The organism is Burkholderiales bacterium, from assembly GCA_035560005.1.
Taxonomy (GTDB): Bacteria; Pseudomonadota; Gammaproteobacteria; order Burkholderiales; family Eutrophovitaceae; genus DASRFY01.
The window spans coordinates 36,237-49,409 of sequence record DATMAN010000030.1; the positions used below are offsets into that span (position 1 = coordinate 36,237).

General features: G+C 68.2%; 14 protein-coding genes. 7 read left to right on the forward strand and 7 right to left on the reverse strand.

Annotated features, from left to right (window positions below):
* Positions 1–98 precede the first annotated feature (98 nt).
* Together gstA and VNM24_03895 are read left to right on the forward strand one after the other, a co-directional pair.
* Complete coding sequence (gene gstA / locus VNM24_03890) at positions 99–725, forward strand: glutathione transferase GstA (protein HWQ37741.1); 627 nt, start codon at positions 99–101, stop codon at positions 723–725.
* Positions 726–750: 25 nt separating this feature from the next.
* Entirely contained in the window at positions 751–1,560 is an 810-nt protein-coding gene (locus VNM24_03895; protein ID HWQ37742.1) for a class III extradiol ring-cleavage dioxygenase, read from the forward strand.
* 22 nt (positions 1,561–1,582) lie between these two features.
* On the opposite strand, the gene VNM24_03900 is transcribed toward VNM24_03895, so the two are convergent.
* Together VNM24_03900 and VNM24_03905 are read right to left on the reverse strand one after the other, a co-directional pair.
* Positions 1,583–2,920 (reverse strand): TAXI family TRAP transporter solute-binding subunit, encoded by a 1,338-nt coding sequence (locus tag VNM24_03900; GenBank protein HWQ37743.1) that lies wholly within the window; start codon positions 2,918–2,920, stop codon positions 1,583–1,585.
* Positions 2,921–2,960: 40 nt separating this feature from the next.
* Positions 2,961–3,635, reverse strand: a complete 675-nt coding sequence (locus VNM24_03905) for an FKBP-type peptidyl-prolyl cis-trans isomerase (protein ID HWQ37744.1) — start codon at positions 3,633–3,635, stop codon at positions 2,961–2,963.
* 134 nt (positions 3,636–3,769) lie between these two features.
* Here VNM24_03905 and VNM24_03910 point away from each other — a divergent pair, with 134 nt between their 5' ends.
* Positions 3,770–4,432, forward strand: a complete 663-nt coding sequence (locus tag VNM24_03910; GenBank protein HWQ37745.1) for a hypothetical protein — start codon at positions 3,770–3,772, stop codon at positions 4,430–4,432.
* Here VNM24_03910 and VNM24_03915 read toward each other — a convergent pair.
* On the reverse strand, positions 4,329–5,351 hold the full coding sequence (locus VNM24_03915; protein ID HWQ37746.1) for a hypothetical protein: 1,023 nt from the start codon (positions 5,349–5,351) through the stop codon (positions 4,329–4,331). The two genes, VNM24_03910 and VNM24_03915, sit on opposite strands and share 104 nt — an antisense overlap.
* A 235-nt stretch (positions 5,352–5,586) precedes the next feature.
* On the opposite strand from VNM24_03915, the gene VNM24_03920 reads away from it, so the two are divergent.
* Complete coding sequence (locus VNM24_03920; GenBank protein HWQ37747.1) at positions 5,587–6,357, forward strand: SAM-dependent chlorinase/fluorinase; 771 nt, start codon at positions 5,587–5,589, stop codon at positions 6,355–6,357.
* Between the two features lie 188 nt (positions 6,358–6,545).
* A complete protein-coding gene (locus VNM24_03925; GenBank protein ID HWQ37748.1) occupies positions 6,546–6,755 on the forward strand; it encodes a hypothetical protein in 210 nt (69 codons plus the stop codon).
* Positions 6,756–6,781: 26 nt separating this feature from the next.
* Here VNM24_03925 and VNM24_03930 read toward each other — a convergent pair whose 3' ends face one another.
* The 4 genes from VNM24_03930 to VNM24_03945 all read right to left on the reverse strand — a co-directional run bounded on the left by VNM24_03930 (position 6,782) and on the right by VNM24_03945 (position 10,327).
* Positions 6,782–8,404 carry a thiamine pyrophosphate-binding protein gene (locus VNM24_03930; protein HWQ37749.1) on the reverse strand — a complete coding sequence of 541 codons (1,623 nt, stop codon included), beginning with the start codon at positions 8,402–8,404 and terminating at the stop codon, positions 6,782–6,784.
* Positions 8,405–8,655: 251 nt separating this feature from the next.
* Complete coding sequence (locus VNM24_03935) at positions 8,656–8,940, reverse strand: winged helix-turn-helix domain-containing protein (GenBank protein ID HWQ37750.1); 285 nt, start codon at positions 8,938–8,940, stop codon at positions 8,656–8,658.
* 77 nt (positions 8,941–9,017) lie between these two features.
* The gene (locus VNM24_03940) at positions 9,018–9,653 is read right to left on the reverse strand and encodes a hypothetical protein (protein HWQ37751.1); all 636 of its coding nucleotides are present in this window, start codon (positions 9,651–9,653) and stop codon (positions 9,018–9,020) included.
* Between the two features lie 224 nt (positions 9,654–9,877).
* Positions 9,878–10,327 carry a hypothetical protein gene (locus tag VNM24_03945; GenBank protein HWQ37752.1) on the reverse strand — a complete coding sequence of 150 codons (450 nt, stop codon included), beginning with the start codon at positions 10,325–10,327 and terminating at the stop codon, positions 9,878–9,880.
* Positions 10,328–10,553: 226 nt separating this feature from the next.
* Between VNM24_03945 and VNM24_03950 the strand changes: the two genes are divergently transcribed.
* Both VNM24_03950 and VNM24_03955 read left to right on the forward strand, forming a co-directional pair.
* Positions 10,554–11,855, forward strand: coding sequence for an MFS transporter (locus tag VNM24_03950; protein HWQ37753.1), 1,302 nt, complete (start codon positions 10,554–10,556; stop codon positions 11,853–11,855).
* A 129-nt stretch (positions 11,856–11,984) separates the two neighbouring features.
* Positions 11,985–12,698, forward strand: a complete 714-nt coding sequence (locus tag VNM24_03955; GenBank protein HWQ37754.1) for an NADPH-dependent F420 reductase — start codon at positions 11,985–11,987, stop codon at positions 12,696–12,698.
* Positions 12,699–13,173 lie beyond the last annotated feature (475 nt).

Consider the following 13,173-nt stretch of genomic DNA (forward strand, 5'->3'; position numbering starts at 1 on the left):
GGGCGGCACGTGCTCACCGCCCGCGAATTTCACGCAGCGAGCGCATCGGTTCGCCGCGGGCGGCCTGAGCGTTCTTTACGAATCGATAGGAGTCAACGATGAAGCTCTACTTTTCTTCCGGTGCGTGCTCGCTCGCCCCGCACATCGTGCTGCGCGAGCTGGGGCTGGCGCACACCCTGGTCAAGGTCGATACCCGCAAGCGTCAGACCGCGAATGGCGACGACTATCTGAAGATCAACGGCAAGGGCTACGTGCCGGCGCTGGAGCTGGACGACGGCCAGGTGCTCACCGAAGCGGCGGTGATCCTGCAATACCTCGCCGACCGCAAGCCCGAGGCGGGCCTCGCGCCGGCGGCCGGCACGATGGAACGTTATCGCCTGCAGGAGTGGCTCAACTTCATCGCCACCGAGATCCACAAGGGCTTCGGCCCGTTATGGAAACCCGACAGCACCGAGGACGAGAAGGAACGCACGCGCAATCGGCTGGCTGCGCGCCTCGACTGGCTCGCGGCCCGGATCCAGGGTCGGGAATACGTGGCCGGCGGGCAGTTCGGCATCGCCGACGCCTATCTGTTCACGGTGCTGAACTGGGGTCAGTGGACCAGCGTGGACCTCGCCAAGTGGCCGGCGCTCCAGGCGTATCACGCCCGCATCGCTGCGCGCCCGAAGGTACAGGAAGCGCTGCGCGCGGAGGGATTGCTCAAGTCTGCGCAGGCGGCAGCGTAGAATCCGGCGACCGCCGACCGATCCCGTGCTTCCCACCGTCTTCCTCTCCCACGGCTCGCCGATGCACGCCCTGCAGGCGGGCGCGGCCGGGCGCGCGTGGGCGCAGATCGGCCGCCGGCTGCCGCGGCCCCGTGCGGTCCTGGTGGCTTCGGCTCACTGGGAGACCGAGCTGCCGATGGTCTCGACCGCAGACAGGCCCGAGACCATCCACGACTTCGGCGGCTTCCCCGAAGAGTTGTACAAGATGCGCTACGCCGCGCCCGGTGCCCCCGAGGCGGCGCAGCGCGCGCTCGATCTGCTCAAGGGCGCAGGGCTGCCCGCTTCGGTCAACGGCTGCCGGGGCCTGGATCACGGTGCATGGGTGCCGTTGCTGTATCTGTATCCGGGGGCCGACGTCCCGGTCGCGCAGATCTCGGTGCAGCCCTCGCTCGATGCCGCGCATCACCTGCGTCTCGGTGCGGCACTGGCACCGCTCGCGCGCGAAGAGGTGCTTGTCGTCGGCTCCGGCCACATGACCCACAATCTGCGCGAATGGATGCTGTACGTACGTCGGCACGGCCTTCAGCCCGCGCACACGCAGGCGGCGCCGTACGTCGAAGAATTCCGCCAATGGATCGATCGGGCGCTGCGCGCGGACGACCGCGCCGCGCTAGCGGCGTGGCTGGAGCGCGCGCCGCACGCCCTGCGCGCGCATCCCAGCCCGGAGCATTTCCTGCCGCTGCCGGTCGCGTTCGCCGCCGCCGGTCCGCAGCCGGCGGTGGAGCGCATCGATCTCGGCGTGGATGCGGGGGTGCTGGCGATGGACGCCTATCTGTTCTGGCCCGCGGCCGGCTGAGCTTTCCCGCGTTTGCGGATTCTCACGTGGGCCCTGGCCTGGCCTCGCGCTCGCCGTTCCTCAGCGCCGCCGCCACTCGCTGCCGCACCAGGTTGATGTTCTGGCGGAACATGTAGAGGTTGTCCGCGTACGCGAGCGGAATGCGCGTGCGATTGACCGCGCGCTCGATCTGATCCAGCCGTTCGAGCAGCGCTTCGAGTTTCTCCCGCGTGGGATTGTCTTCCAGTTCCAGTTCGACTTCCTTGAGCTGGGCGTAGCGGCGATAGATGCGCGAGCGCACGCGCCAGCGGTAGGCCGGCGGCACCAGTCGCATGACCGGCACCATCACCGCGAACAGCGGCAGCAACGTGATCCAGAGCCGGTCCACCAGTACCGCGGCCCAGTAGGGAAGATAGCGTTGCAGGAAAGGCGGCCCGGTCCTGTAGTAGCGCTTCGCCTCGCTGCTCAGCGGAAAGTCGGCGTCCAGCGGAGCAGGGAAGTCTCCCGCCTTGTTCAGCAACGCCGAGCCGCCGTGTATCTCGGTGGCGGCGCGCATCAGCAGGTAGGCCAGCGCCGGATGCAGGTCTTCCTTCGCCAGCAGGTTGGCGGTGGGAGACAGCAGGGTGACGTCGCGCGCGGGTACGTTGTTGATGAAATCGAACACACCGCGCGGCAGTGCCACCTTTGTGAGGAACGGGAAGCGGCGCGTGTAGGCCTCGGCGCGCTCGACGCTGAGCAGCCGGATGCCGGGCGCCGAGATCAGTTCCGCCACGAGCGCAGACTCCGGCGGTGCCACCATCAGCACCGCACCGATCTTGTCGTCGAGCAGCAGCCGGTTGGCTTCGCGATCGCCGATCGGCAGCAGTTCCGTGGGCGGCAGCGCCACGCCGCTCACCGCGAGCAGTTGCAGAGCGAGCGCGTGCGTGCCGCTCTGCGGCGGGCCGATGGCGAGCTTCCTTCCCTTCAGCCCAGAGAAGTCGCCGATCTCCGGCCCGCGGTAGAACACCCACAGCGGCTCGTAGTAGATCGCCCCGAGCGACACCACGTTGGGCGCGTTCGCCGAATAGCCCGAACCGCTCTGGAAGAAAGCGACGTCCAGATCGGAATTTTTCTCCGCCAGACGATAGAGATTCGCCTGCGAGCCGGCCGAGGTGCGCAACTCGACGGTGACGCCATCGCGCGCCAGGATCTCGCGGTAGCGCAGGCCGAAGAACTGGTACCCGCTGTCGGGCGTGCCGGTGCCCATCGCGATTCTGTCGGGCGGGGCGGGCCTCACAAAATACAGCGTCACCGCCACCACCAGCGCCACGAAGACGATCGACAGGATCGCCATCAGCCAGAAAGCACGCTGGCTGAACAGGGAAGGAGAGCTTTCGAACATTCCGCGCAGCCGTCAGCCGGCCGCCGCGCGCGGCCCGCGCCTACTTCACGATCTCGAGCACTTCCACTTCGAACACCAGCGTGGCGCCCGGCTTGATCGCGGGCGGGGAGCCGCGATCGCCGTAGGCGGTGTCGGGCGGGCACACGAGCTTCGCCTTGCCTCCGACCTTGATCTGCTGCACGCCTTCCACCCAGCACTTGATCACGCCGCCCAGCGGAATGGTCGCCGGCGTGCCGCGTTCCACCGAGCTGTCGAACACCGTGCCATCCACCAGCGTGCCGTGATAATGGACCTTCACCGTGTCGGTTGCCTTCGGCGTGGCGCCGGTGCCGGCCTGCAGGGGCTGTACGATCACGCCCGAGGCGGTCTTGGTCGCGCCCGGCTGCGCGGCGGCTTTCTGCTGATAGTCCGCGCCGGCGGCGCGCTCGCTCTCCACCGCTTGCGCCAGGCGCAGTTGCGCCCACTGCTGGATCTTGGGGCCGTAGGTCTGCATGTCCACCTGCGGGGTGCGCTTCAAGGCGCCGTCGGCCAGGCCGGCCTGGATGGACTTCAGCTCCTCCTCGGTGACGCTCAACTGCCTCAACTGCTGGCTCAGTGCGATGCCCACCGCGTACAGCGTCTTCTGCTCGTCGCTTTCGAGCTTCGCCTCGGGCCCCTTCGAATCGGAGCAGGCCACGACGAACAGCGCCAGCAGGCAGGCTGCGATGACTCTCATGATGAATCCTTCCGGTGAAAAGCGGGCATGGTACCCCAGTTCCGGCGCGACGCTGCGTGCTGCGCAATGTGGATTCGCCCGGGCCGATGCGGATTCGAGTATCCTCGATGCGGTTGCGTTCTTGGGAGGCAGGGATGCACCAGGAGCAGATGGACGACCTCGGAAGCATCGGCGCTTCGCTCGCGCGCCCGGACGCGGCGCAGCTGCCGCCGCTCTCCTCGCGGCCCACGCTGGCCGAGATCCTCACGCGGCGGCTGCACGTGCCCAAGTTCGGTCTGCCGATCTCGGTCGCCCAGCACGGCGCGCAGTGCGCGAAGCGCGCGCTGCACGCGGGCGTGGACGAAGAAACGGTGCTCGCCTGCCTGCTGCACGACCTCGGCCTGGGCGTGGCCCGACCCGATCACGGATGGTGGGGCGCGCAGCTCGTCGAGCCTTATGTTTCCGAGCGGGTGTCGTGGGCCATCCGCTATCACCAGGCGCTGCGCTTCTACCCCGATCCCGAAGTCGGTTACGAGTACCCGGAGATGTACGTCACGATGTTCGGCGCCGGCTTCCAGCCGCCCGAGTACATCGAGCGGGCGTACCGCGAGGCGCGCAATCACCGCTGGTACATGACCGCCCGCCACATCACGCTCTACGACGACTACAGCTTCGACCGCAGCCTGCCGATCGATCTGGATCCGTTCATGGACCTCATCGCCCGGCACTTTCGCCAGCCGGAGGAAGGCTTGGGCAACGACGCCAGCCCCGTGGCCCACATGTGGCGCTCGATCGTCGATCCTTACAAGCCGCTGTAGCTTCCCCAGCCGGAAGGCCTGCAGCGGCGCCGGCTGTTGTCTCGCAAGCCGTTCTCCTGTGCGCGCCTCGCGTCCTCGCGCTGCTCGTCCACGTTTCTGGGCGCGCCGTCCGGTACGCAGTGCTCGCGCCGGGAGCCGAGCGCAGTCTTCCCGCGCTCGGCGAATCTCGGTCGAACCGCGCGAAGACCGCCTTCATCCGGCCCACCTTCGCCAAGTAGGCGCGTAGGTCGTGCGTGCCGCAGCGCTGGCCTTTGGCGGGCCGGAACCCGCGCCGCGCAAACGCTTCGCCCGCCGTGGCGCCGCACAGATGAACGACGGTGGCGAGGTCCTGCTTCTGCTGCAGCGTTGCCTGCTCGAGGCGAAGCTCCGCGAGAACGTTCTCCACGCGGCGATCGAGGTAGGCCGAGGTCATCTCCGCGGCGTGCGAAGGGATCACGCGCGAATACAGGCTGTTGAACCAGCACGAGCGCGGATCGTTCCACGGCCCATCCTCCACCACCACGTGATGGTGGATGCAGTAGCGGCGCGCTTCGGCGAAGGTGCCGTCGGTGATCTGGTACATGCCCACCGCGCTGGAGGCGGGGCGATAGATCTCGAAGGGTTGCGCGCTGAGCGACCAGCGCCAGTAGGTCCGCGCGACCGGATTTCCCGAGCCTTCGACCTGCGCCAGCGCGGCTAGAAAGGGGGGCGTGACGATGCGAGTGGAATGGCTGCGGAAGATCGGCGCGTAGCGCTCCCAGGTTTCGGCCGGCGTCTTGTTCAGGACCCCGCTCACCGGAAAGAACAGCTCCGTGGGCTTGCGCACCACCTGATAGACCCAGTTCACGGCGAGCCAGGCGAGGAAGAGCGCGACGATCGCGAGGCAAAGCTGAGTCGTCGGCGGCAGGTGCTGCAGCAGGCGCAGCGCTCGCCGGCGCACGCGCACACCCGGCCAGAATCGCTTCCGGCCGGAGCGGCGCCGGTGCCTTCTGCTGGCTTTGCGGCTGACTCGGACGGCGGCTCGGCGCGGCACGCGCGCAAGTCTATTACGTCGGGACGCTCGAGCGTTGCGCACGGCGGGGAACATCCAGCCATCGACGACTCGCGCCGCAGCCTATAATCCGGCCACCTTCAATCGTACGATCACGCGAGCGGCGACGCTCCCGCTGGAGCGCATGGCGGCGAAGAAAACCGGGCGCAACCGGGCCCCGGCCATAGCCTTGTTCACCGACTATGGCTGGACCGGTCCCTACGTGGGGCAGGTAAAGGCCATCCTGCTGCGCGAGGTGCCGCGCCTGCCGGTGATCGACCTGCTGCACGACGCGCCGCAGTTCAATCCGCGCGCCGCCGGTTATCTGCTCGCCGCGCTCGCGCCCGAACTGCCGCCGGGAAGCGTGTTCGTGTGCGTCGTGGATCCGGGCGTGGGCACCCAGCGCCGGGCGGTGATGCTGCACGCCGACAGTCGCTGGTACGTCGGCCCGGACAACGGGCTGCTCAACGTCGTTGCCCGTCAGGCCGAGCGGGCGCAGTGGTGGGAAATCACCTGGCGGCCGCAGCATCTTTCGCCTACCTTCCACGGCCGCGACCTGTTCGCGCCCGTGGCCGCGAAGCTCGCGCTCGGCAAGTCGCCACCGGGGCGCCGGTGCGACCCGCCGCCCGACTTGAACGGGTGGCCCGCCGACCTCGACGAGGTGATCTACCTGGATCCGTTCGGCAACGCCGCCACCGGCCTGCGCGCGAGCAACCTGCCGGCGGACACGCTCCTGCGCGCGCACGACCGCTGCTTTCAACCGGTGCGCACTTTCGCCGACGCGCCGGCCGGCACCGCGGTCTGGTACGAAAACGCCAACGGCCTCGCCGAACTTGCCGTCAATCAGGGCAGCGCCGCGGCGAGCTGCGGGCTCCTCGTCGGCACCAAAGTCTTTGTCGTGCCCGAGTGCCCGTGAGGCGGACAGCCGCCGTTGCCCGGCCTGCCGTCGCGGGCAGAAAGGCGATCCCGCCCTCTGCCGCGAAGACGCTTGCTCCAGCCCCGGCCGGGCGGCAATTCAATGCCGCGCCGGCTTCGGAAACCGGTGCGGTTCTTGCGTGTGCAACCTGCAAGCAAGCTCACTCCCTCGGCAGTGGAGACACGCGTATGAAAGCCGCTCATGCAATCCTTCGCGTTCTGGTGTTCGCTGTTGCCGCCGGCAGCCTCGGCTGTGCCGAACTGAAAGTGGGTGCCGGGCCGTTCAAGGCGATGTCCGTGGAAGTCGGCCCCGGCGGCGTCGAAGCGAAAGGTCCAAGTGCCGGCCCCTTCAAGACCAAGGGGGCCGAGATGGATCGGGGCGAGAGCGAAAAAGATTGAAGGCCGCAGCGGGTTCCATCCTCTGATCACGGCATCCACGGCACCCTGTTCACCGGGCCCTTCGGTGCGAACGGGACTTCGATCAGCCACAGCCCGCCGCTGTCGTGCGCGCGGCGCACCGCGCCCCCGAGCTCGCTTGCCTCGACGCGCACGCTCTTCGCTCCGAACGCCTCGCCCAGCTTCACGAAATCCGGATTGACGAGATCGCAACCGATGTACCGGCTGCCGAACATCCGGTCCTGGTACGTCCGGATCGCCCCGTAGGCGTTGTCGTTGAACACCAGCGCGATCAGGTCCAGATTCTCGGCGCGCGCGGTCGCCAGCTCCTGCAGCGTGAAGAGAAACCCGCCGTCGCCCGAAATCGAGACGACCGGCTGTCTCGGGCAGGCGAGCTTGGCGCCGATCGCCGCCGGCAGCGAATAACCGAGCGTTCCGTAAGTGCCGGGGTGGATCAGCGTGCGCGGCTGATAGGTCTCCATCATCAGCGGCATCCAGTAACCCACCAGCGTCAGATCGTCCACGAAAATCGTTTCGTCGGGCAGCGCCTTGCGCAGATCCTCGATCAGCGCGAGCACCGGCCCCGCGCGTTGCGCCAGCGTCGACCGTTTGCGGCGCCTGAAGCCGTCCGCATCGAACCAGGGGGCCCGCGCCTTGCCCTCGAGTTGCGCGGCCAGCGCCTGCAATACCGCGGCCGCATCGCCGACGATGCCGACCTCCACCGCGCGGCGCTGCCCCACGACCAGCGGATCGATGTCCACCTGCACGATCCTGCCGGGAAATTTCGCGCCCACGTTCCAGTCGGAGACCACGTCGATGCGCGAGCCGACCACCAGCGCGAGGTCCGCTTCCGCCAGCAGCTCGTCGTACAGATCGAAACGGCCCCAGCCGTCACCGAGCGCGAGCGGGTGCCGGTCGGAGATCGCACCCCGCCCGAACACGCTGGTCACCACCGGCGCGCCCAGCAGCTCCGCCACGCGCGCCAGCGGCTGCACCGCTCCCGCGCTCTCCACGCCGCCGCCCGCGAAGATGAACGGCCGCTTCGCCGAACTCAGCGCCTGCGCCGCGCGCGCCACGCTCGCCGGATCCCCGGCCGGCCGGCGGAACGTCTCCGGCGGCAGCGGTGCGAGGTCCGCTTCTGCGGTCTGCACGTCCAGCGGCACTTCGATGTAGGCCGGTCGCGGGCGTCCGCAGCGCATCGCCCGCATCGCCTCGCGGATCACCTTGGGAAGATCGCCCGGCGTGGAAACGCGCGTGGCGTAGCCGCACACCGATGCGGCCACTTGGACCGAATTGGCCAGCTCGTGGAAGTGCCCGCCTTCGCGTTCGAGCTGGGCGAGCATGTTCTGCCCGCCGAAGACCAGCATCGGCGTCGATTCCGAGTACGCCATGCCCATTCCGGTGAGCGCATTGGTGAGCCCCGGGCCGGGCACCACGAAGCACGCCGCGATCCTTCCGGAAGCGCGCGCGTAGCCGTCCGCCATCAGCGCGGCGCCTTGCTCATGGCGCACGGTGACCACCTTGATCGATGGCTCGCCGTACACGCCGTCGAACAGCGGACTGTCGTGCGTCCCGACGATGCCGAAGACGTGCTCGATGCCTTCGGCCTTCAGAGCCATCGCGACCGCTCGGCCGCCGCTCATGCGCTGCATGTGTCCTCCTGATGCTCTACGCGCCCTGCTCGCGATGCGGGTCGCAAGACTCGCTTTGCATCCTGATCTCGCGGGGCGGCGACCGACGAGCCGGAACAACGAACCGAGTGCGCCTCGGCCGCCCGGGCGGCGGCGGCGACAACAGGCCCCTCCGGCCGGCAACTACGGGAAGGTGAAGATCACCACGCCCCACCCACGCCTCGAAGGGTCGGGCTGCCTGGTGGTGCCCCGGGCGGACCCTCGCCGGCCGATCAGTCTCTCACGACATCCGCATCGGAATTGGCGGCGGCTTTCTTCGCGCCCGGCTTGGGTCCGGTCGCGCGCGGCGGCACGTAGGCGGAGAGCCGGCAGCTGATGCCTTCGATCTTTTTCCCGCCCACGTAGCGCGTGAGCTGACAGCAGATCACCTCCCCGGACGCGGAAAGCTGCGAAATGTGCCGCTGGACCAGCGACTGCGGCATCTGCAGGGCCTTGGCGATGTCGGCGTCCAGTTGTTCGCCGTTGTCCTTGAGATACTGAAGAATGGCAGCGTTCATCGATGGGATTCCTGCGGTAACCGCGAAACGGAACGCGCGAGTTTACCGGTTCGGCTAGGACAAGTCCAAAAGCGCTTTTACCCTCCGCGCTTCTTCAGTTCGCCCATCGGGCTGTCCAGCGTGCCGTCGTCGTTGATGTCGAGTTCCAGCTCCTCTTCGGTGCCGGCCTTGTGCAGAAGGATCCTCCTGCCCGAGATCCAGCATTCCACCTCCTCGTCGTCCACCCCGTACATCCTCAGCCTGGCCTTCCCCGACTTGAACACGACGGTGAAGCTTCCCGCTTCCGGGCTGGAGTAGCGCCCTTCGATCTTGCCGGCGCAACTCACGAATCCCGCCCGCGGCGGCTGTCCGGGCGCAGGCCTTGGCATTTCCTGGCCCCCGGCCGCAGCCCGGTCGCCGCCGCCGGCGGGCGGCGGACCCGGCGGCGTTGCGCCGGCGGCGCCGCGCGTGCAGAAGCTGATGAAGTTGTTCACCTCCGCGAACGCCACGTTCGGCACGGGCTGGGTCGCGCCGGCCTGGTACAGCTCGACATCGCACCGCGTGGGCTCGCCGTAGCACCGGGTCACCTGGATGGAAACCTGACCGTCCGCGCAGCGGTACACCTCGCCGACCTTGAACGGCTGCGCCTGCGCCAAGACCACAGTCGAAACGAAGAACAGGAAGAACAGCGCCAAACAGGGAACCGACACCGGACGCAATGCATTCTTCTTCATCCCTTTACCCTCCCAGTTCTGATGTGAGTTATGAACTGCGGCCAACGCTCGGCGCCGAACCGGCAACGGTGCCCGCGCCGCCACGACGCAATCCGGTCCGCATACGCTCTCTGACCGACCACGCGCTCGTCGGCCGCACGTCGTTGGCAATGAACTTGATTCTTGTCTTCGCCTCTCACGCTTCTCGCCTTACCCGTCCCTCGTCACCGGGCCTGCGGCCCAGGTTATTGGTCTGCGACCTTGATGCCGGCGACTTTCCACTGTCCGTCCCAACACTGCAGCGTCATCAGCAGTGCGGCCGGTTCGGCCGAACGGCTGGTGAGAACGCCGACGGACGCTTCCACGGCCGCGCCCGAAAGCCCCGTGAACCGCCGCACCGCGAGCTGATCGGCCTGACGAATGACCGGCTTCATGAGGATCGGACGCACTGATGCCGAGGGATTGATCGAACGCGACAGCGCCACGAAGGACGCGCGCTCCATCTGTTTCTGCAAGGCGCGCACGAAGTAGTGGTCGTACAGGTTGTCGAGCCCTTCGCCAGTGGCGATGCGCGTGGAAAGAAACATCGCCGCGGCGCTCGCATCGTCCTCGCAGTTCGGGTAGGGCAGGGCGTGCGTAGCGGCCACAAGTCCCGTGGCACACAGCACGATTCGCCAGACGGCTGTCCGATTCATTTCACAAACCCTCGTTCCATCTGCGCAACCCCATCTCCAGCGCCCATGACCATATGGTGCACCGTCTCTTTGGAGATGGCCACCTTCCTGCGCTCGAGGCTGGCGTAGCAGACGCTGAACAAGCGCGCCGGCGTTGCCTTCCGGAGCCTCGCGCCCGCGCTTGTTGCGGGTTGGGACACGGCCGAATCTCCCTTACGATACGCGCCACCGATTCGGGGAGCTTTGCGTGACCGATACCTTCCTGCAGCGCTTCACCAACATCCGCCGCGAGGAAGCCGGGCCGGTCCTCGTCGCGGGCCTGTTCTTTTTCTGCGTATTGACCGCGTTGATGGTGATTCGCCCGGCGCGCGAGGCGCTCGGCATGCAGCGCGGCATCGAAGCGTTGCGCTGGCTGTTCATGGGCACCGTGCTTGCGACGCTGCTGGTGAACCCGGTGTTCGGCTGGCTCGTGAGCCGGTTCCGGCGCCTCGTCTTCGTCAACGCGACCTACCTGTTCTTCGCCGCCGGCCTGGTGGCGTTCCATCTGCTGCTGGTGCTGACTCCCGACGCCATCGGGCAGCGAACCGGCCAGGTGTTCTACGTGTGGTTCAGCGTGTTCAACCTGTTCGCCACGATGCTGTTCTGGGCACTGATGGCGGATCGCTTCGCCCTCGAGCAGAGCAAACGCCTGTTCGGCGCCATCGCCGTGGGCGGAACGCTGGGGGCGATCTTCGGACCGTGGCTCGCCGGCCGGCTCGCCGAGCCGCTCGGCACGCCGGTGTTGCTGCTCGTTGCGGCAGGATTTCTCGTGGCTGCACTCGGCGCGGCGTTCTGGGTCGCGCGGTTGCGCCCCGAACTTCCCCGGTCCGTCGCTGCGTGCGAGGAACAGGCGCTGATCGGCGGCAGCGCGTGGGAGGGGCTGCAGTCGGTGGCCCGCTCGCCCTACCTCCTGGCCATCTGCGGCTACGTGCTGATCCTCGCGGTGATGGCAACTTTCCTGTACTTCACGCGTCTTCAGATGGTGGCGGCCCTGGGAACCGGTGTGGACATGCGCACGGCGATGTTCGCGCGCATCGACCTCATCACGCAGGTGACCACCCTCGTGCTGCAGGCGATCGTCACCGGCCATCTGATGAAGCGGCTCGGAGTGCCGGCGACGCTGGCGCTGCTCCCCATCACCGCCGCGCTGGGCTTCCTGGGGCTGGCGATCGTGGGTTCGCTCGCGGCGCTGATCGCCTTCGAGGCGGTGTTCCGCGCCGTACAGCGTGGCATCATGCGGCCGTCGCGCGAGACGCTCTTCACCGTGGTGCCGCGCGCCGACCGCTACAAGGCGAAGGCCTTCATCGACACGTTCGTGTATCGCGCGGGCGACGTGGTCGGCGCGCAGACCGAGGGGCTGCTCGGACGGCTGGGCATGGGGCTCACCGCGCTCGCGACCGTCGCCTTGCCGCTGGCCGCGGCGTGGATGACGCTCGGCATCTGGCTGGGCTACGTCCAGCGCGCGCGGGCGCACGGCACCCGGGCGCAAACGGAAGGCGCGCCTGCATGATTTCCGGGTCTCGGCGGTGGCCGCCAATGAACGGTGCCGGCGGATTGCCGGCTCCCGATCGGCCGGCGGGGCAAAGGCCGCACCCAGGCGCGAAGAAGCGGGTGAAGCAACCAATCTGGAGGAATCGCCATGAAACCAGGTCGTCGTGAGTTTCTCGCCATCGCCGCCGGGGCGGCTGCCGCCGCCGGCACCCTGCCTTGGCCCGTGCTCGCTTCGGAAAAGATGAAGATCGGCATCGTCGGCTCGGGCCGGGTGGGCAGCGCAATCGGCGCCAGTTGGGTGCGGGCGGGCCACGAGGTCATGTTCTCCTCGCGCCACATCGAGCACGACCGGGCGCTCGCTGCGCGGCTCGGCGGCGGTGCGCGTGCCGGAACTCCGCGCGAGGCCGCGGCTTTCGGCGAGGTGGTCATGGTCTCGGTTCCGTATCACGCCCTGCCTTCCGTGGGCAAGGACCTGGCGGACTTGCTCAAGGGCAAGATCGTCATCGACACCAACAATCCCTTTCCCCACCGCGACGGCGAGATCGCGCACTGGGCGCTGGAGAAAGGCGCCGGGCTGGCGACCGCCGAACTCCTGCCCGGCGCGCGTCTGGTGCGCGCCTTCAATGCGATCAGCGCGGCGCAGATGGGTGAAGCCTATCGCGAGCCCGGGCGCGTCGGCATGCCGTTCGCGAGCGATGATGCGCAGGCCGGTGAGGTGGCTTCGCGCCTGATACGGGACGTTGGCTATGAACCGGTATTCATCGGCGGGCTGGCAATGGGCAGATACCTGATGCCCGGGACGGCACTCGCGGGGGAGCGCAGCGCGGAGGAGATCCGCAAGATTGCAGCAGGGTTGAAGTAAACGGCGCGGAAGCGCGCACTCTCGAGCGCGACCCTAACCGCCGCATCGAAGATGTTCAGTGCGGCGTCCTCCTCGCGACGCTCAGCTCCCGCACCAGCGCCGTCGGCGGCACGGCCGGAGCAACCAGAACGCCGGCGAGGCGTATGCGCAACGCCGCGCCGCGCGCAAACGGCCTGGCCGCCGAAGGCGCGAAAGTGAGCGCCGTACGCGGTGGCGTCGGGGAACATCCAGCGCACGCCGGGATCGGCGGCAAAGGCGAGCGCCAGCACGTCCAGGCAGCCTTCGGCCTTGGCTTCGGTGGCGGCGCGAACCTGCGGCACGTCGGGCAGGGCCAAACGCGATCTTGCTTCAAGCATCGGCCAGCTCCGGTTGCGGCGCGGCGAGTTCCGCGGCGCGTGCGACGAACAGCCGCGCCAGCGGGCTTTGCGGCTGGCGCGCGCGACGCTCCGTTGCCAGCGCGCGGGCCAGCGGCTGC

Excerpts from the sequence above, each read along its gene's own strand:
- gstA (HWQ37741.1), top strand. The coding sequence starts at position 99 with ATGAAGCTCTACTTTTCTTCCGGTGCGTGCTCGCTCGCCCCGCACATC.
- VNM24_03940 (HWQ37751.1), bottom strand. The coding sequence starts at position 9,653 with ATGAAGAAGAATGCATTGCGTCCGGTGTCGGTTCCCTGTTTGGCGCTG.
- VNM24_03930 (HWQ37749.1), bottom strand. The coding sequence starts at position 8,404 with ATGCAGCGCATGAGCGGCGGCCGAGCGGTCGCGATGGCTCTGAAGGCC.
- VNM24_03945 (HWQ37752.1), bottom strand. The coding sequence starts at position 10,327 with ATGAATCGGACAGCCGTCTGGCGAATCGTGCTGTGTGCCACGGGACTT.
- VNM24_03925 (HWQ37748.1), top strand. The coding sequence starts at position 6,546 with ATGAAAGCCGCTCATGCAATCCTTCGCGTTCTGGTGTTCGCTGTTGCC.
- VNM24_03935 (HWQ37750.1), bottom strand. The coding sequence starts at position 8,940 with ATGAACGCTGCCATTCTTCAGTATCTCAAGGACAACGGCGAACAACTG.
- VNM24_03910 (HWQ37745.1), top strand. The coding sequence starts at position 3,770 with ATGCACCAGGAGCAGATGGACGACCTCGGAAGCATCGGCGCTTCGCTC.
- VNM24_03920 (HWQ37747.1), top strand. The coding sequence starts at position 5,587 with ATGGCGGCGAAGAAAACCGGGCGCAACCGGGCCCCGGCCATAGCCTTG.
- VNM24_03955 (HWQ37754.1), top strand. The coding sequence starts at position 11,985 with ATGAAACCAGGTCGTCGTGAGTTTCTCGCCATCGCCGCCGGGGCGGCT.
- VNM24_03900 (HWQ37743.1), bottom strand. The coding sequence starts at position 2,920 with ATGTTCGAAAGCTCTCCTTCCCTGTTCAGCCAGCGTGCTTTCTGGCTG.
- VNM24_03905 (HWQ37744.1), bottom strand. The coding sequence starts at position 3,635 with ATGAGAGTCATCGCAGCCTGCCTGCTGGCGCTGTTCGTCGTGGCCTGC.